16 protein-coding genes are annotated in these 17,478 nt (G+C 71.4%); 4 read left to right on the top strand and 12 right to left on the bottom strand.

Annotated features, from left to right (window positions below; genetic code table 11):
- Nucleotides 1-1,061 precede the first annotated feature (1,061 nt).
- From ACZ7LU_RS09000 to ACZ7LU_RS08980, 5 genes are all read right to left on the bottom strand, one after another.
- A complete protein-coding gene (locus tag ACZ7LU_RS09000; RefSeq protein ID WP_471916201.1) occupies nt 1,062-1,979 on the bottom strand; it encodes a pirin family protein in 918 nt (305 codons plus the stop codon).
- Nucleotides 1,980-2,203: 224 nt separating this feature from the next.
- Entirely contained in the window at nt 2,204-2,941 is a 738-nt protein-coding gene (locus ACZ7LU_RS08995) for a YoaK family protein (RefSeq protein ID WP_471147566.1), read from the bottom strand.
- Nucleotides 2,922-3,452, bottom strand: coding sequence for a DoxX family protein (locus tag ACZ7LU_RS08990; RefSeq protein ID WP_471916200.1), 531 nt, complete (start codon nt 3,450-3,452; stop codon nt 2,922-2,924). The genes ACZ7LU_RS08995 and ACZ7LU_RS08990 overlap by 20 nt, the downstream gene beginning before the upstream one ends.
- A 10-nt stretch (nt 3,453-3,462) precedes the next feature.
- Entirely contained in the window at nt 3,463-4,125 is a 663-nt protein-coding gene (locus ACZ7LU_RS08985; RefSeq protein ID WP_398304468.1) for a hydrolase, read from the bottom strand.
- Nucleotides 4,126-4,230: 105 nt separating this feature from the next.
- Nucleotides 4,231-6,135, bottom strand: coding sequence for an amidohydrolase (locus ACZ7LU_RS08980; RefSeq protein ID WP_468307210.1), 1,905 nt, complete (start codon nt 6,133-6,135; stop codon nt 4,231-4,233).
- A 330-nt stretch (nt 6,136-6,465) separates the two neighbouring features.
- Between ACZ7LU_RS08980 and ACZ7LU_RS08975 the strand changes: the two genes are divergently transcribed.
- Nucleotides 6,466-7,479: an alpha/beta hydrolase gene (locus ACZ7LU_RS08975; protein WP_468307213.1), complete on the top strand. Its 1,014-nt coding sequence runs from the start codon at nt 6,466-6,468 to the stop codon at nt 7,477-7,479.
- A 114-nt stretch (nt 7,480-7,593) separates the two neighbouring features.
- Nucleotides 7,594-8,316 (top strand): alpha/beta fold hydrolase, encoded by a 723-nt coding sequence (locus tag ACZ7LU_RS08970; protein WP_471916199.1) that lies wholly within the window; start codon nt 7,594-7,596, stop codon nt 8,314-8,316.
- Between the two features lie 63 nt (nt 8,317-8,379).
- Here the strand turns inward: ACZ7LU_RS08970 and ACZ7LU_RS08965 are convergent, their stop codons facing one another.
- Together ACZ7LU_RS08965 and ACZ7LU_RS08960 are read right to left on the bottom strand one after the other, a co-directional pair.
- Complete coding sequence (locus ACZ7LU_RS08965) at nt 8,380-9,528, bottom strand: low temperature requirement protein A (RefSeq protein WP_471916198.1); 1,149 nt, start codon at nt 9,526-9,528, stop codon at nt 8,380-8,382.
- A 5-nt stretch (nt 9,529-9,533) separates the two neighbouring features.
- The gene (locus tag ACZ7LU_RS08960) at nt 9,534-10,901 is read right to left on the bottom strand and encodes a dihydrolipoyl dehydrogenase family protein (RefSeq protein ID WP_468307223.1); all 1,368 of its coding nucleotides are present in this window, start codon (nt 10,899-10,901) and stop codon (nt 9,534-9,536) included.
- A gap of 242 nt (nt 10,902-11,143) precedes the next feature.
- Between ACZ7LU_RS08960 and ACZ7LU_RS08955 the strand changes: the two genes are divergently transcribed.
- A complete protein-coding gene (locus tag ACZ7LU_RS08955; RefSeq protein ID WP_468084677.1) occupies nt 11,144-11,749 on the top strand; it encodes a Dps family protein in 606 nt (201 codons plus the stop codon).
- Nucleotides 11,750-11,782: 33 nt separating this feature from the next.
- Here the strand turns inward: ACZ7LU_RS08955 and ACZ7LU_RS08950 are convergent, their stop codons facing one another.
- Together ACZ7LU_RS08950 and ACZ7LU_RS08945 are read right to left on the bottom strand one after the other, a co-directional pair.
- Nucleotides 11,783-12,670, bottom strand: coding sequence for an SDR family oxidoreductase (locus ACZ7LU_RS08950; protein WP_468084676.1), 888 nt, complete (start codon nt 12,668-12,670; stop codon nt 11,783-11,785).
- A complete protein-coding gene (locus tag ACZ7LU_RS08945; RefSeq protein ID WP_471916197.1) occupies nt 12,667-13,131 on the bottom strand; it encodes a nuclear transport factor 2 family protein in 465 nt (154 codons plus the stop codon). Before ACZ7LU_RS08945 ends, ACZ7LU_RS08950 begins: the two co-directional genes overlap by 4 nt.
- A gap of 103 nt (nt 13,132-13,234) precedes the next feature.
- Between ACZ7LU_RS08945 and ACZ7LU_RS08940 the strand changes: the two genes are divergently transcribed.
- Nucleotides 13,235-13,879, top strand: a complete 645-nt coding sequence (locus ACZ7LU_RS08940; RefSeq protein WP_471916196.1) for a TetR/AcrR family transcriptional regulator — start codon at nt 13,235-13,237, stop codon at nt 13,877-13,879.
- On the opposite strand, the gene ACZ7LU_RS08935 is transcribed toward ACZ7LU_RS08940, so the two are convergent.
- The 3 genes from ACZ7LU_RS08935 to ACZ7LU_RS08925 all read right to left on the bottom strand — a co-directional run bounded on the left by ACZ7LU_RS08935 (nt 13,869) and on the right by ACZ7LU_RS08925 (nt 17,470).
- Nucleotides 13,869-15,476: a metallophosphoesterase gene (locus ACZ7LU_RS08935; protein WP_471916195.1), complete on the bottom strand. Its 1,608-nt coding sequence runs from the start codon at nt 15,474-15,476 to the stop codon at nt 13,869-13,871. The two genes, ACZ7LU_RS08940 and ACZ7LU_RS08935, sit on opposite strands and share 11 nt — an antisense overlap.
- A 147-nt stretch (nt 15,477-15,623) precedes the next feature.
- Nucleotides 15,624-16,547 carry a SigB/SigF/SigG family RNA polymerase sigma factor gene (locus ACZ7LU_RS08930; RefSeq protein WP_471916517.1) on the bottom strand — a complete coding sequence of 308 codons (924 nt, stop codon included), beginning with the start codon at nt 16,545-16,547 and terminating at the stop codon, nt 15,624-15,626.
- Nucleotides 16,548-16,630: 83 nt separating this feature from the next.
- On the bottom strand, nt 16,631-17,470 hold the full coding sequence (locus tag ACZ7LU_RS08925; RefSeq protein WP_471916194.1) for a VOC family protein: 840 nt from the start codon (nt 17,468-17,470) through the stop codon (nt 16,631-16,633).
- Nucleotides 17,471-17,478 lie beyond the last annotated feature (8 nt).

The raw sequence follows: 17,478 nt of genomic DNA, 5'->3' as shown, positions 1-17,478 counted from the left end.
TGATCTCGCGAAAGGTCGGGGTACCGAGGGGGACTACCAGCGGCTGCCCCTCTACTCTCGCCCCAGGCTCCCAGCCCCCGAGACATGACCGTCTTTGTGAGGCCTGCTGGAGCCGCATCACCGACCACGTGGCTCCAGCCCCCTCTCCAGGTGGCGGCGGGGCAACTCCCGCGGCCCTGCCACCCTGAGGGCGCCTCGCGCGAAGCGCGGCCCAGGGGAGCCTCGATGCCTCGCGCCCTCCGGTCGCCGCCGCGACCCGGCGGCGACCGGACCCTGGAATCGTCCCACCACCGCTCATCCCTGTCCGCGCGATGGATGCCATGCGGGGCAGCGGACATGGTCCGGTCCCGCGCTCGTGACCATGCCCCTGTTCCGCCCGTATTCCGTGGGTGCCGACGCATTCCCGCAACGCCGACACCCACGGTCGGACTGCACCGGCTATGGAGGGGAGCTCGACACGGCCGGAACGTCCTACCCCCACCCTCCTCTCCCGACAGGGGGCAAAACGGACCGGGACAGCTCATTTCCTCTACGCCAGGGACTCACATGTCCGATCTTCACCCTCTTGGTATGGCCGCCTCAGCAGCGGCTTCTCACCCCCAACTGGGGCAGCATCGAATCTCGATGCGGGACGCCAAAGGAAGGCCGGGGGAGGCAAGGCGGGCGCCCGTCAAGCTGCTGGGCGACTGAGGTTATTGAGTGTCTACAACTAGCCACGTCAGCTGGTACATCAGGCGCAGCTGACGGGGCCCTCTTGTGGATCTTGTCCACCGCAGCCGCGAGAGAGGTCAGCATTGAGGCGCGCCTCTCCCGCCGACGGCGACACCCAGACGCACTGGACCTACGAGCACAGGGTCATCAGCTGACCTGACGCCCCATCAGGTAGGTCGGCATTGGGCCAGCATTGGCTTTGCCAGACCCTGCCACACAAGATCACACCCTGGACCCCAGAGCCACCCCCCGTAGCCTCGTTCAAGGTCTTGGTCTCAACGGCGATCGATCGGCTCCGTCACCAAGTTATGCGCCACTCAGGCACCGCCTGCAACACGCATCCGCGCAGATCAGCGCACCCGCCCCCGGGGTTTCAGGGGCACGGACGGGAGTTCTGGAGCGGGCAGCGGATCTCCGTCGTAACCCTTGACCTCACCGAACCGGGCCCCGGTCATCCAGTCTGAACGCGCCTGCGCGATATCCTGGTGTGACCTTTCGATGAAGTTCCACCACATGATGATCTCCTCGCCGAACGGCGGGCCGCCCAGGAGGATCAGTCTCGCTGCGATGTCCGTCTCGTTCGTGAGTGTCAGGGTGTCGTGGCCCGGAGCGAGGTAGCCGAGTTCCGCCGGGCTCAGGGGAGTTCCGGCCATGGTGACCCGGCCCTGGTCGACCAGGAGGCCGTGTTCGAACCCGGCGTCCACGGTGAGCGTGGTCGTGGCGTGCGGTTCGAGGACGAGTTCGGCGCCGAGCAGCGGCGTGAAGGTTCGCACCGGGGATGTGTCGCCCGCCAGCTCTCCCAGGAACACCCGGACTTCCGCGCCGTCCACCTGGACCGGGGTCGGCGCGTAGTGCTGGAAGTCCCGGTCGGCGTGCCGGTGTTCGTCGGGGAGCGCCACCCACAGCTGGACGCCGTGGAGCACGGTGGTGCGCGGCGTGGAGACCTCCGTGTGGCTGATGCCGTGCCCGCCGGTCATGAGGTTCAGTTCGCCGGGGCGGACGAACGCGTGGCTGCCCAGGCTGTCGCGGTGTTCGATCTCCCCGGTGAACAGCCAGCTCACCGTCTGCAGGCCGGTGTGCGGGTGGGGCGCCACGTCCATGCCGCCGGTGTCGGCGACGTCGTCGGGGCCGTAGTGGTCGACGAAGCACCAGGCGCCGATCAGGGTCCGGGCCCGCTGCGGCAGCGTGCGACGCACCGTCATCGAGCGCGGGCCGCCCAGCGGGACGTCACGGGCGGACAGGACCTCGGCCTGTACGGCATTGCTCATCGAGCTCTCCACAGTTACTCCACCCCACCAAGACATGACGGTATTTTTACTTTCAACAAACATGGCTGATGATACGGCCATGGCGTCCAGGTTGAGCGACACGTCAGCAGGCCACGCCCGGCGACGCCGACGCGCAGGAGAGCGCCTGCGGCGCCGCCCAGCACCCGGTACGGGAAGCCCCCGTATAGAGGCCCGCATGGCGAGCGGGTGAGGCGGCGCCGCCGTCACTTCACAGGACCCGCCCAGCTCGCCTCCGGTGACGACACGCGTCGGGCGGTCAGCGCCGTCACCACGAGCGCGGCCAGGATCAGCCCCAGGGTGAGGGCGAGTTCGTCGTGCGCCAGGAGTGCGGCACCGGCCAATGCCCCGACGAAGATGGCCAGGACGGAGAGGATCCGCCGGCCGGGCCGGGGGGCCGCGCCGCCGGCCGGTGCGGAGTCCGCGGCGAGGCCCGTCAGGGTCAGGGTCAGTACCGTCGTCGTCAGGTCCGGGACGCCCAGGCGGCGGGCGACCGCGTTCTGCAGCCCCATGGCGAGGCCGAGAAGCACGATCAGGGTGTACTGGACCGGCGTCGTCACCCGGCCGTGCGAGACCGCGGCCGCGGCGAGGGCCGCGGCGACCAGCACCGCCTGCAGCGCCGCGGTGAGGGCCAGCAGCCGCCCGCGGTGCGCCGCGAAGCGGGCGCCGAGCCGCCCTCCCCCGAGCGCGCCCGCGAGGAACGCCACCATCGAGACCACGGACGCGAGTGCCGACAGGCCGTCGGCGCCCGCCAGGGCGAACCCCAGGAAGACGACGTTGCCCGTCATGTTGGCGACGAAGACGTGCCCGAGCGCCAGGTAGCTCACGGCGTCGACCAAGCCGGTCACCACGGTCAGCGCCAGCAGGAGCGGCGGCAGCGGGCCGTGCCGGTCGCCCTTCGGCGGCACCAGGGTGTGGGCCGCGTCAGTCAGCAGCGCGCGCATACGAACTCCTCCTGCCGGCCCCGGTGTTGGACGAGCGGTGCAGCACCGCGCGGGTGAGCAGTCCGCTCACCGGGCCGACCACGAGAGCCGCGGCCTGCACCCAGGGCGGCCAAGGGGTCAGCCCCAGGGCGTGGTCGGCCGACCAGCGGCCGGGCCCGGTGAGCACCAGGACCGCCCCGACCGCCACGAGCACCAGGGGGTACTCGTAGCCGTCGTTCTGCACCCAGAGGCCGTTGCGCCACTTGACGGTGGCCGCGACCGTCATCACGCCCATGGCGGCCATCGCCGCCGCGGGCGTGAGGGCGCCGACGGCCAGGAACAGGCCGGCGCCGATCTGGCTGCCGCCCGCGGCGAGCGCGGTGAGCCGGCCGCCGCGGAAGCCGTCGTGGCGGAACTCCTCCGTGCCGCCGGCCAGGCCGTTGCCGCCCAGCCGGAAGCTCACCTTCTGTACTCCGTGTCCGGCGATGAGGAGGCCCACCACCAGCCGGAGGACCAACAGTCCGTTGTCCATCGGGTTCGGATCAGCCCGCCGCGTGGGCGCCGATGACGGCCTGGGCGTACACCACGCCGAGGCCATAGGCGCCGGCGTGCTCCTTCACGACCTCGGTGACGGGGACGTACGTGTCCGTCCGCGCCCAGTCGCGCTGGAGCTCGAGGAGCACCTGCACCCAGGTCACCGGGATGGCACCGCCCTGCACCATCCGCTGGACGGCGTGCTCGTGCGCCTGGGGGCTGACGCCACCGGAGGCGTCCGTGACGACGTACACCTCGTAGCCCTGGGCGATGGCGGAGAGCGTCGGGAGCACGACGCAGACCTCGGTCCACAGCCCGGCGATGACGAGCTTCTTGCGGCCGGTGGCCTTCACCGCCTCGACGAAGGGGGCATCCTCCCAGGCGTTCATGGAGGTGCGGTCGACGACCTCCTGATCCGGGAAGACCTCGGTCAGCTGCGGCAGGATCGGACCGGAGAAGGACTCGGCGGCCACCGTGCTGAGCACGACCGGGACGTCGAAGACCTTGGCGGCCTTCGCGAGTCCCACGGTCGAGTTGATGATCGCGGTGCGGTCACCGCTGCCGGTGCCGAAGAACATCTGCGGCTGGTGGTCGATGAACAGGACGGCGCAGTTGTCGGGGGTGAGCAGGTCGGGGCCGGGCGCCGGGGTGACCTGGGAGATGTCCATCATGAGGGTGCCTTTCTGGGCGTGATGTGACCGCGGACGGGCGTCCGCGACGGATTGGATTGAGGTGAGGTGCCCCGTAGCGGCAGGAGGCCGCAGCAAGGGGCGGGGTCAGAGGTTGAAGCAGGGGTCGAAGACGGGGTTCTCGGTCTCCGGGGTCAGGCCGCGCCGCGCACGCCACTGCCGGTGCTGCTCGGACTCGGCGACGGCCTGGCCGAGCAGCTCGGCCTGCCGGGCACCCGACCGGCCCGTACGGGGCACGGCCTGGTAGCCGCCGAAGTGCGCGACCGGGCTCCACTCCGGACTGACCGGCGGCAGTTCCTCGTCGATGCCCTCGTACTCCCCGGCGGCGTAGACGATCCGCCCGCCGACGACCGTTAGCAGGGACTCGATATGGGCGATGTCCTGCTCGGGAACCGTGAAGTAGTCCTCGGACAGGACGGCGAAGTCGCCGAGGCAGCCCGGTCGCAGGACGCCCTTGACGTCCTGTTCGCCGGTGAGGGCAGCGCCCGCCTCCGTGAACATCGCCAGCGCGGTGCGCCGGTCGACGCGGTTGTGGGGCGGGCGGACCACCAGGTCGCCGATCGTGCGGCCGGTGATCAGCCAGTGCAGGGCGATCCAGGGGTTGTAGCTGGAGACACGGGTGGCGTCGGTACCGGCGCCGACGGTCAGGCCGCGCTCCAGCATGGCCCGGACCGGCGGGGCGTCCGCGGCGGCACCGGGGCCGTAACGGCTGAGGAACGCCTCGCCCTGGAACGACAGCCGGTTCTGCACCGACATGGCTCCGCCGAGGGCGGCGACGCGGTCGAGGCTGTCGGCGGAGACCGTCTCCGCGTGGTCGAACAGCCACTGGTTCCCGGCCGGGAAGAGCCCTTCCGCGGCGAGCTTCTCGAACACCGCGAGGTCGCGCCTGATCGTCTCGTCATAGGTGGCGTGCAGCCGGAATCCCCAGCCGTGCGCCATGAGAAGGCGTACGGCGGTCTCGAATTCCCCTTCGTAGTCGGGGGCGAGTTCCGGACGCGGCTGGGCGAAGTTCTCGAAATCGGCCGCCGCCCAGGTGAGGTTCTCACCCGCGCCGTTGAGCCGAAGCCATTCGTCCCCGTCTTCCGGGCGGGCCATCTCGATCCAGCGTTTCAGATCGGCGATTTCCTGCCCGGCCGTCTGCGGAAACAGATGATAGGCGATGCGGAGCGACAACTCGCCGGCTTCGGCGAGTTCGACGACCGTGCTGTAGTTGTCCGGGAAATTCTGGAATCCGCCGGCCGCGTCGATCGCGGAGGTGAGGCCGAACCTGTTCAGTTCGCGCAGGAAGTGACGGGTCGACGTCCTCTTGTCCGCGCCCTCCAGGGCCGGCGCCTTGGCCAGGGTCGAGTAGAGGACGAGGGCGCTGGGCGCGGCGAGCAGCATGCCGGTGGGCTCGCCGTCCCGTCCCCGTACGATCTGGCCGCCCCTCGGGTCGGGAGTGTCCCTGGTGTAGCCGGCGGCCTTGACCGCGGCGCGGTTCAGGACCGCCGCCTGGTAGAGGTGCAGGACGAACACCGGGGTGTCCGGAGCGGCGGCGTTGAGCTCGGCGACGGTCGGCAGCCGCCGCTCGGCGAACTGCTCGGCCGACCAGCCGCCGACCACCCGCACCCACTGGCCCTTCGGGGTGCGGGCCGCCTGCTCGCGCAGCATCGCGAGACCCTGGCGCAGGGTGGGGACGCCGTCCCAGCGCAGCTCCAGTACGTAGTTGAGGCCTCCCCGGATCACATGCAGATGCGAGTCGTTCAGGCCCGGGATCATCCGGCGGCCGAGGGCGTCGACCACCCTCGTGGCCGGGCCGACCAGGGCCGCCATGTCCTTGTCGTCCCCGACGGCCGTGATGACGCCGTTCCGTACGGCCAGGGCCTCGGCCCGGGGACGGCCGGGGTCCCCGGTGTGGATATTCGCGTTCCGGACGACGAGATCCGCGGCGTCGCCCGCGGCATGGTCCGTCGCGTTGGCCGTGGTGCTGGGGACCAGCCCACCGACCGGCATCGTGGACACCTTTCGACAACCTCCTGATGTGTCGGAACCGCTCCGTCGCTTGCTCCATCGCTTCGCCGCAACGCTATGGCGGGCCGAATCCGCCGTGTTTTCCAGCAGTGCACTGTTCTCGGTCCGACAGTGCACTCACTCCAGCTCTTGCCGTTCTCGCCGTTCTTGCCGTTCTTGCCGTGCGCTGTCGGGTCAGCGTCGGTGCGCTGGTGGTCAATTGGCGGCACCCGGCCGCTTTTAGCGTGGCGACCCACAGCCCCACCGCGCTTTTCCTCGGGGCTTCCGCCGGAAAACCGGCGCATCGCATCACATGACACTCAGGAGAACCACATGTCCGACGTCGTCGAGTCGCCCCAGCCGGTCGAATCTCCCCAGCCGGTCCAGCCGGTGCAGCCGGTCCTGGAACCGGCGGCCGCCGCCTTCGCCGAAGCGACCGCCCAGTCGCCCTACCTCTTCGAACTGCCGCCCGCCGAAGGCCGCAAGGCGGTCGACGAGGTGCAGTCCGGCGACATCGAGAAGCCTGCGATCGATGAGGAGTGGATCACCGTCCCTGGCGGCCCCACCGGCGCCGTCCGGGCTCGCATCGTCAAGCCGGCCGGCGCCCGGGGGACGCTGCCGGTGATCCTCTACATCCACGGCGCGGGCTGGGTGTTCGGCAACGCCCACACGCACGACCGGCTGGTCCGTGAGCTCGCGGTCGGCGCGCACGCCGCGGTCGTCTTCCCCGAGTACGACCTCTCCCCCGAGGCCCGCTACCCGGTGGCCATCGAGCAGAACTACGCCGTCGCCCGGTGGATCGTCCAGGAGGGTGCGGCCAAGGGCCTGGACGGCGCCCGGCTCGCCGTGGCCGGTGACTCCGTCGGCGGCAATATGACCGCGGCGCTGACACTGATGGCGAAGCAGCGCGGTGACGTGCCGCTGGTCCAGCAGGTGCTGTTCTACCCGGTCACCGACGCGCGCTTCGACACCGGTTCCTACCACCAGTTCGCCACGGGGTACTTCCTGCGCCGCGACGGCATGCAGTGGTTCTGGGACCAGTACACGACCGACGAGTCCGAGCGCGCCCAGATCACCGCGTCACCGCTGCGTGCCTCCACCGAGCAGCTGGCCGGGCTGCCGCCGGCGCTGGTCATCACCGGTGAGGCGGACGTGCTGCGCGACGAGGGCGAGGCCTACGCCAACAAGCTGCGCGAGGCCGGCGTTCCCGTCACCGCCGTCCGCTTCCAGGGCATCATCCACGACTTCGTCATGCTCAACGCCCTGCGCGAGACCCACGCCGCGGAAGCCGCGATCACGCTGGCCACAGGCACCCTGCGGGCGGCTCTCCACCGCGCCGACGCCTGACGGCACCCGAGACGCAATCGACCACCGACTACCGACTACCGACTTACCGACTACCGACCACAGACAACCGACTACCGACTACCGACTACCGACTACCGACAAAGAGAACCCATCATGACCGCTCAGCCCACCCCCACCGTCGTGCTCGTCCACGGCGCGTTCGCCGACGCGTCCAGCTGGACCGGCGTCATCAAGGAACTCAAGAACGACGGCATCCGCGTGATCGCTCCGCCCAACCCGCTGCGCGGCCTCGCGTCCGACGCCGCGTACATCGCTTCCGTGGCGGGCCAGACGGACGGCCCGGTCGTGCTCGTCGGCCACTCCTACGGCGGCGCGGTCATCTCCGTGGCCGGTGCCGCCGAGAACGTGGCCGGCCTCGTCTACGTCGCGGCCTACGTCACCGAAGAGGGCGAGAGCCTGGGCGAGTTGCAGGACCGCTACCCCCTCTCGCCGCTCGGCAGCAACCTGACGGAGTGGACGTACCCCGTCGAAGGCGCCGAGCCCGCGGTCGAGTTCACCGTCGAGGCCGAGGCTTTCCCGGAGATCTTCGCCGCCGACGTTCCGGCCGCCGTCACCGAGGTGCTCGCCGTCGCGCAGCGCCCGCTGGCCGCCGCCGCGTTCACGGAGAAGGCCGCGAGTGCCGCGTGGCACACGAAGCCCTCCTGGGCGCTCGTCGCCGGCGCGGACCAGGCGATCAACCCCGACGTCCAGCGCTTCGGTGCGGAGCGGGCCGGAGCGACGGTCGTCGAGCTCGACGGCGCGTCGCACGCCGTCGCCGTGTCCCGGCCCAAGGAGGTCGCCGACCTGATCCGTGAAGCGGTGCGCGCCACGGCCTGACGCAAGGCAGAACGCCCCGACGGTGCCCGACGGACGGACACGGTCGGGGCGTTCTCGCGTTGGTCACCGACGCGGCGCCGGAGCCGAGGCCGATGCCGAGGCCGAGGCCGTAATGAGTACGACGAGCACCGCACCGGTCGCCAGAGCGGGCGCCGGGGACCAGGTGGCCCCGAGAACGCCGAGCACGGCGAGCGGGTACGGAGCGCACTCGGCCACGGACTTGAGGTGGGGCCGCAGGTGTACGGCCCAGACGGTGGTCAGGAAGACCGCCGCGGGGACGGTGACCGCCGCGCCGGCCGCCGTGGACGAGGTCTGCGCGTGGCCGGTGAGATGGTCGGCGTACGCGGCCAGACCGGCACCCTCGGCGGCTGCCGACGCGAAGACCAGGTAGTGGCCGTAGGCCCACACGAAGCGGCGGCGGTGCGCGCGGTGCGTGGTGGCCAGCAGTGTGTGCGCGGGCCTTGCGAAGTACAGCCACCACAGGGCGAAGGCCGTCAGGAGGCCGCCCGCCGCCGTCGCGTACAGCTCTCCCGTGCTCTGGTGCCGTTCGAACGCCGAGCGGACGGCGACGGTGGCGGCCGCGACGGATTCGCCGAGGACGATGAGGGTGAACAGCTCGTAGCGCTCGGCGATGTGGCGGGGGTGCCACGGCGTCATCCCGGCGGACTGGGCCCACACCGGTACGGAGACCTCGGCGGCGATCAGCACGACGATGCCGGGCAGCCGGGCCGCGTCCGGCAGGACGAGCAGCGCCACCCAGCCGGCCTGGCACGCCGTCACTCCGGCGGCGAAGCGGAGGGCGGTGGTCCGGCGTGCGGGGTCGGCGCGTGCCGCGCGCAGCCACAGGGCGGCCAGCGCGGTGCGCAGCACGACGTATCCGATGGTGATGACCCGCAGGTCCCCCTCCGCGAACGCGTGGGGGACACCTGCGGCGAGCACGAGGGACCCCGTGATCTGGACGAACACCGTCAGCCGGTACGGGACGTCGTCCGGGTCGTAGGCGGAGGCGAACCACGTGAAGTTCATCCACGCCCACCAGACGGTGAAGAAGACCAGCGCGAAGCGCAGGACCCCGGTGGCGGACGCCCCGTGGGTCAGCGCCTCGTGCAGGCTCGCGGAGGCCTGCGCCACCGCGATGACGAAGCACAGGTCGAAGAGGAGTTCCAGCGAAGTGGCGGTCCGGTGCCGCTCTTCCGGGTCACGCCCCCGCATGCCGCTCAGCGGAGCGCTCCGAGCGCGGCCTCGACCGTGCGGTGGAAGGTGGGGTAGGTGTAGATCATGTGTCGGAGCGTGTGGACGGGCACTTCGGCGTGGACGGCGACGTTCAGTCCGTAGAGCACCTCGCCGCCCGCCGGGCCCGCCGAGGTGGCGCCGACGAGCACGCCCCGGTCCGCGTCCTCGACGAGTTTGACGAAGCCTTCGTTGCCCGGTCCGTGGATCCAGCCCCGGGTGGAGGAGGCGAGGGGGAGCACGCTGGTGCGCACCCGCAGTCCCTGTTCCCGTGCCTGGCGTTCCGTCAGGCCGACGGCCCCTATCTCCGGGTCGGTGAAGGTGACGCGCGGCAGTGCCCGGTAGTCGGCGTCGGGGCCGGGCTCACCGAGGATGTCCCGGACGGCTATCTGCGCCTGGTACATCGAGACGTGGGTGAAGGCGCCGCGGCCGGTGATGTCACCGACGGCCCACAGCCCTTCCGCCGCCCGCAGCTGCCCGTCCGTGGGCACGGCCCGGGCCGTGGGGTCGAGCCCCACGGTGTCGACGGCGAGCGCGCCCAGGTCCGCGATGCGGCCGGTGGCCACCAGGAGCCGTGCGGCGCGCAGCGGCTCGGCGCCGCCTTCCAGGTGGAGGGTGAACAGGTCGTCGCCGTGGCCGACTTCCCGCACGCGGGCGCCCGTCAGCACGGTGACGCCGTCCGCCCGCAGTGCCGCGGCGGCCAGTTCCCCGGCCTCGGGCTCCTCCTGCGCAAGGAGTCGGTCCTGCCCCTCGATCACGGTGACCGCACAGCCGAACCGGGCGAAGACCTGGGCGAGTTCGACGCCGATGGCGCCGCCGCCGAGCACGGCCATCGACTCGGGCAGTTCCTTCGCCGCCATGGCGTCGCGGTTCGTCCAGTAGGGGGTTTCCCGCAGGCCGGGCACCGACGGGATGCGGGGCCGGGTGCCGGTGGCGAGGACGATGCCGCGCCGGGCCTCGATCGTACGGTCGCCGACGCTCACGCGGCGCGGCCCGGCGAGACGGCCGGTGCCCCGGACGAGGCGGCCGCCCTTCGCCGTGAGGCGGTCGGCCGCCACCTGGTCGTGCCAGTCGTCGGTGGCCTCGTCACGGATGCGTGCGGCGACCCGGTTCCAGTCCGGGGTCACGGCCGCCGTCCCGGCCAAGGCGGGTACCCGGCCCGCCTCGGCGAGCAGATCGCCGGCCCGGATCATCATTTTGCTGGGGACACATCCCCAGTAGGGGCACTCCCCTCCGACGAGCTCCGCCTCGACCCCCACCACGTCGAGTCCCGCTTCGGCGAGTGTCCCCGCGACGTGTTCGCCGCCCGGTCCCAGCCCGACGACCACGACGTCCGCCCGTTCGTGTGCGTTCATGTCTGCCTCTTCTCCGCTCGGTCCGCCCCACGGTCGGGGCGGTGCGGCCGACGCTAGGTCGGGCGGCGTCGGCTCCCCTGCCCGTCAGTGCACGGATGCTGGCCCGAGAGCGAACGACAGAAGCGCAGGTCACCGCCAGTGCACTGATCGGCAGCACGGCGTGCGCTGCCGGTCAAGAAGGGCCGTGCGGACGCGCCTAGCGTTCCTCCGGCACACACAGCACAGCGCCGCAGGAGGCACACATGACCGACAAGATCCGGACCGCGGGCAGCAGTTCCCATCCGGCGGTGAACGGCAGCAGCCAGCCGTGGCTGCACCAGAAGGGCGAGGTGATCCAGGAGTACGGCACGGTCAAGCAGTTCCCGATCGGCCTGTCGTACGAGGCGAGGATGTACTCCTGCCAGCGGCTGAACCGGATCCTCGCGGACACGCAGATCCTCTACGGCCTCTACAAGAAGCACCACTGGCTCATGCGCGGCGCGACGTTCTACCAACTGCACCTGGTCCTGGACAAGCACGCCGGTGACCAGCTCGACATCGTCGACGCGGTCGCCGAGCGCGTCCAGTCCCTCGGCGGCGTCGCGGTGGGCGATCCGCGGCACGTCGCGGAACTCACGTCGATCCCGCGCCCGCCGGACGGCGTCGAGGAGGTGCCCGCCATGCTGTCGCGACTCCTCGAGGCCCACGAGGCGATCCTCGTACAGGCGCACGACGCGGCCGCGCGGACCGCCGAGCTGGGCGACGACGGCACGAACGACCTGCTGGTGTCGCAGGTGATCAGGACCGGTGAACTGCAGTCGTGGTTCCTGGCCGAGCACCTGGTCGACACCCCGCTCGTCCGCGCCTGAGCGCTCCCCCGAGGCGGTGACGGAGCCGGCGCGTCACCGCCGCCACACGGTCGCGTGTGCCGCGGCGAAGGCGGCGAACGAGCGGGGCGCGCAGCCCGTGACGCGTTCCACCGCCGTGCTCGTCCGGTCCTCCGCGCCCGCCGCGATCGACTCGTCCATGCCCGCGAGGAGGTCCGCGAACCGGACCGGCATGCCGGTGGCCGCCAGCCGGTCCCGCATCGCCGTGCGCGAGACGGGCCGGTGGCGGACCTGCCGGCCCGCGACACGGGAGATGACCTCTGCGACGTCGGCGTAACTCAGCGCCCGGGGGCCGGTGATGAGGTGGTCCGTGTTGTGCGGACGCTCGTCCGTCAGGGCCCGCGCGCCGACCTCGGCGATGTCCTCGGCGTCGACGAACGCGACGCGGCCGTCGCCGGTGGCCGTGACGATCTCACCGCTTTCCCGGACGCTGTGCGCGTGGGGGTGGTCGCCGGTGAAGTTCTGCATGAACCACGAGGGCCGGAGCACCGCCCACTGCGGAAACCGCTCGCGGATCGCGCGGTACACCTCGCCGAGCCCGTCGTCCGTCTCCGCGATGGCCGACGAGCCGAGCAGCACGACCCGGTCGACCCCCGCACTGCGCGCCCGGTCGAGGAACGGGAGCAGGTGGGCGGCGGGGTCGGGGGCGGCGGTCGGCGGGACGAGATAGAGGCGGCGCACGCCGTCGAGGGCCGGGTCGTGGGTCGCGGTGTCGTCCCAGTCGAAGCGGGCGGTCTCGTAGCGGGCCGTGACGTCCGCTCGTGGCTCCGGGCGTCGGCTCGCCGCCCGCGCCCGGTGGCCCCACGCGGTGAGGCGCGCGGCGATGCGGCGGCCGGTGTTGCCGGTGCCGCCGGTCACCAGGATCGGCTCGTCCGTCGTCGTGTCCGCCCGGGCGGCGCTCATCGCGCACCGCCCGCGAACGGGGCGTCGGAACCGCCGGCGATCTCCAGGGCGGTCAGCGGGTTCCAGTAGTCGCGGTAGTGGGTGAACCGCCCGTTCTTGACGGTGACGACGACGATGTACGACATCTCGAAGTCCCGGCCCGTACGCACCGAGCGCCCCTCGGCACGCATCTCGACGATGACGACATCGGGGTCCTCGGTCCGGTGGATCTCCACGTGCGGGACGGCGACGAGGTCGATGTGGTCGGGATACGCGGTCATGTAGGCGTGGACGGCCGGCTTGCCGTCGAGGCGGCGCGGGGCGCCGGGTGGGGCGAAGGGGAATTCGCAGACTCCGTCCTCGGCCCAGAGGTCGATCCACCCCGCGAAATCCTTGGCGAGGAGCAGTTCGATTCCGTGCAGGAAGACGCCTGCGGGCGTGCTGTCGAGTGGTGTCACGTCCGGCATGGAGGTGCCTGGCATGGTGGTGCCCTTCCACGGCTGTGGTCCGGCCCGCATTAATATGCGGACCAGCGGTCCGGATCGACGATACGGACTACTGGTCCGTTTTTCCAGTGGAGGCACGATGACACCACCCCCGCGCAAAGAACCACAGCCGCGCAAGGAGCCGCGCAAGGAGCGGGCCGACGCCCAGCGCAACCGCGAGGCCGTACTGGCCGCCGCGGAGCGGTTGTTCACCGAGCGCGGCGACCCCGACCGCGTCTCCATGGACGACATCGCGGCGGCCGCCGGGGTCGGCAAGGGCACGCTCTTCCGCCGCTTCGGCGACCGCGTCGGGCTCGTCAAGGCGCTCGTCGAGCAGCGCACCGAACAGCTGCGCGCCGACGTGGTCTCCGGTCCCCCGCCCCTGGGCCCCGGCGCCCCCGCCGACGAACGCGCCCTTGCCCTCCTCGACGCCCTGCTGTGCCTGAAACTGGACACCCGCCCGCTGATGCTCGCCCTGGAGAGCGCCGGCAGCGGCAGCCCCTACCGCAACGACACCTACGCGCTGTGGCACGCCGAACTCACCGCGCTGCTCACCGAGGCCCGCGGCGAGCAGGACGCCGACTTCCTCGCGCACGCCCTGCTCGCCGCCGTGCGCAGCGACCTCATCGAGCACTTGTGCGCGAACGGCGTGCCGCGGCGCCGGATCCATGACGGGGTGGCCGCCCTCGCGCGCGCGACGCTGGCGGGCGACGCCGCGCGCGCTGAGCCCCCGGTCAGCCCTTGAACGCGAGCTTGATCTCCGGCGACGTGTTCCCGTACGCGTCGACCGCGCGCACCCGCGCCACGTAGCGGGCGCCGTCCCGGGTGGCGGGCAGCGGGATGTCCAGGGAGTTGGGGCGCGGCATGAAGTAGTACTCGGCGAGGACCTTCGTCGAGAGCAGCTTCGCGCCGCTCGCCGTGTCCTCGATGTCGACTCGGTAGTGGTGCACCATCTGGTCGTCGTGGGCTTGCTGGACGCGCAGGGCAGGACGCGCTCCTACCAGGCCGAGCGGGCGGCGGGTGGTGAAACGGGGTGCGGTCGTGTTGCGCCGGGCGTCCGTGTAGGTGAAGCCGTCCTTGATCTGCTGGGGAGTGCTGCCCTTCAGGCGGACGGTCCATGTCGGTCCGCTGAGGGTGCCCGCGCTGGCGTACGGGGGCTGCCAGTTGGCGGACCACTTGCCTCCGGTGTAGATGTCGTGCTTGTCCGCGGCCATGTTGACGCGCGCGATCTCCGTGCGGTCGCGGTACACCTCGACGAACAGAGCCTGCGCGGTCGGGGCCTCGAAGCGGTCGGCCAGGCCCGTCTCCGTGACCGCCTGGTAGCCGTGGTCCATCTCGACGTACGACATCGATCCGTCGTTGACGGCGGTGAAGTCACGCTGGTGGACGGAGCGTTCGTCGTTGATGTTCAGATGCGAGTGGCCGGAGAAGTAGATCACCTGCGGGTGGGCGCTCAGGTCCTCGGTGAGCCGCGGGTTCGAGGCCTGCTGGCCGTCCATCGCGGTGCCGGGCGCGGGGCGGTGGCCCTGCACGAGGATCGGCGTGCGCGCGTTCGCCGGGTCGGCGGTGAGCTCGGCGAGCCGCTTCTTCAGCCAGGAGCGCTGTGCGGCGCTGGAGTCGTACGTCTCCGTGTTCACGGTGAACAGGTGCAGGCCCCGCACCGTCGACTCGTAGTAGCCGCCGCCGGAGTCGGGGAACCAGTCGCGCGGGTAGTGGGCGCGGATGTCGGCGAGGCTCGCGTCGTGGTTGCCGTTGGAGAGCAGGACCTGCGTGTCGTCCATGCCCTTGCGCTCCAGGTTGGCGCGGAAGATCTCGGACACGATGCGGTGGTCGGCGCCGCGGCCGTCGCCATTGTCGTTGATCATGTCACCGTTGGAGAGGATCGCGTCCGGCTCGGGGAAGACCGACGCGATGGTGTCGAAGAAGCTCTCGTACTTCTTGTCGTTGTTCTTGTGGTCCCCGATGTGCACGTCGGACATGACGACGAGACGCGCCAAGGGCTTCTCCGCTGTCCTGACGAGGTACCCGGCCGACACCGGAGCACTCGCCCGGCCGCCGCGGAACGCGACAGCCGTGACGTTGGTGTCCTTCGCGATACGCAGCGGACGGCCCGGCACGAACACACGGCTCGCACGCGTGGGTGTCGTGCCGTCCAGGGTGTAGCGGATCACGCTGCCGCGCTCGGCCCGCAGGGTCAGCGAGACGGGACGCTCATAGCGGCCGCCCGCGCTGCTGAAGGAGGGTGCCGCCGCTCCGGCCGTCGCCGGAGCCGACGCCTCGGCGGCGGCCGGGAGCAGCAGCGCCACACAGGCGGCGGTGATCACAAAGGGGGTGCGTCTCACGGGGGGATCCTTGTCTCTGGCCGGGGCTGCGGTGCGCGCCGCCCGGCGTGAACTCGCGTGAACTCCCGCGACGCTAGATCCCCTTGGTGAGGTAACAAGGCCAGACCAGTTACCTTTTGGTGACTCACCCGTGAACCACTTCCACCGCTACTCCTGCGCCAGCAGGCCCGTGCGCAGACGGGCCAGGGTGCGGGCGAGCAGCCGTGACACGTGCATCTGCGAGATCCCCAGCACGGTGCCGATCTCGGCCTGGGTCATCTCCTGCCCGAAGCGCATCTCGATGATGCGGCGCTCGCGTTCGTCGAGCTCCGCCAGGAGCGGCGCCAGGGCGTGCACGTTCTCGAAGACCTCGATGGCGGAGTCCGGCTCCCCCATGACGTCGGCGAGTGAGCGGCTGCTCCGGTGCGCGTCGCCGTCGTCGCTCCCGCCGTGCTGGGACTCCAGGGACCCGGCCGCGTAACCGTTGGCGGCCACGAGCACTTCGAGGATCTGCTCCTGGGTCACGTCCAGGTCCGCCGCGAGTTCGTTGACCGTCGGCTCGCGGCCGAGCTCGGCGAACAGCTGCTCCCTGGACTTCACGAGTTCGGAGCGCAGCTCCTTCAGCCTGCGCGGCACGTGCACGGCCCAACTGGTGTCGCGGAAGTGGCGCTTGATCTCCCCGAGGATGCAGGGGACGGCGAACGACACGAACTCGAACCCGCGGCTCGGGTCGAACCGGTCGATCGCCTTGATCAGGCCGACGGTCCCGACCTGGACGATGTCCTCCATGTGACCGTTGCCGCGGTTGCGGAACCGGCCCGCCACATAGTGCACCAGCGAGAGGTTCATCTCGATCAGGGTGTTGCGCGCGTACAAGAAGTCCGGCGAACCCTCCTCAAGGGTCTCCAGCCGCTCGAAGAAGAGCTTCGACAGCTCCCGCGCGTCCTTCGGCGCGACCTGGTCGGCCTCGATCCGCGGCAGTCCGACGACCTCGTCCCGCGACGGCTGGGCCGGCAGGACGGGCCCGTCCTGCCGGGCGGGCGGGACCGGCTCGGCCGGCCGGGTCGGCTCAACGGTCGCGTCCACGCCCATTGCCCCAAGAAACATCGTCAGACTCCCCATGCTCTCGACTTGCCCGCGACTTGCCTGCGCCGGCGATGACTCCACTCGCGAGCTCAGCTCGCGACCACCGTGAAGGGGATGCCTTCGCGGTCCTCCAGCACGGCCTCACGCCGGTGGGAGGGCCCTTGCGGCGGCGCGACGACCCGCCCGCCCCAGACCGGGGCAGCGGCGGCGGCCGCGTCGACGTCGGCCACGCGGAAGCACGCGTGCCAGCGGTGGCGGCCCTCGAAGCCCGGCGATGTTCCGTCACTGAGCGCGGCGACCGTGCGCAGCCCGTCACGCACCAGGATCTGCCCGTGGGCGTACTCCACCTCGCAGCTGTCGCCCGACCCGTCGGCCCAGCCGAGCGCGCCCCCGTAGAAGAGGGCCGCGGCGAAGATGTCCCGGGTGTGCAGTTCGAGCCGGGCGATCGGGCCGTCCCCCACCCTCCAGTTCTGGTCGGGAGCCTCCTGGCGCAGACCGAACACCGCGCCCTCGGGACCCGCCACCACGGCGATCCGCCCGGCGCCGGTCAGCAGCGGGCCCACCGCCACGGTGGCGCCGCGCTCGCGGAGCCGGGTCACCGCGACGTCCACGTCGTCGACGGCGAAGTACGGCGTCCAGGCCGCGTGGCCGCCCAGGTCGCACGTCGTCTCGCTGATGGTGCCCACCGGCGCGCCCGCCCGCACGGCCAGCGAGCGCGGCCTGCGCGGCGACCCGAGCAGCGGGACGTGACACCAGCCGAGGACCCGGCCGTAGAACTCCTCGGCGGCCCGCAGGTCCCGGGAGGCCAGGCTCAGCCAGCACGGCGCACCACGCGCTTTCCGCAGGGCCTCCGGGGGCAGGCTCCCGGCGGACGCGGCCGGCTTCCGGTCGCCGACGGGTATCAGCCGCGTTCCGCCGACCCTCCGCAAGGTGCTCT

It is taken from the genome of Streptomyces sp. NPDC039462 (assembly GCF_055639375.1).
This window is presented reverse-complemented; position numbering and strand designations above follow the sequence as displayed.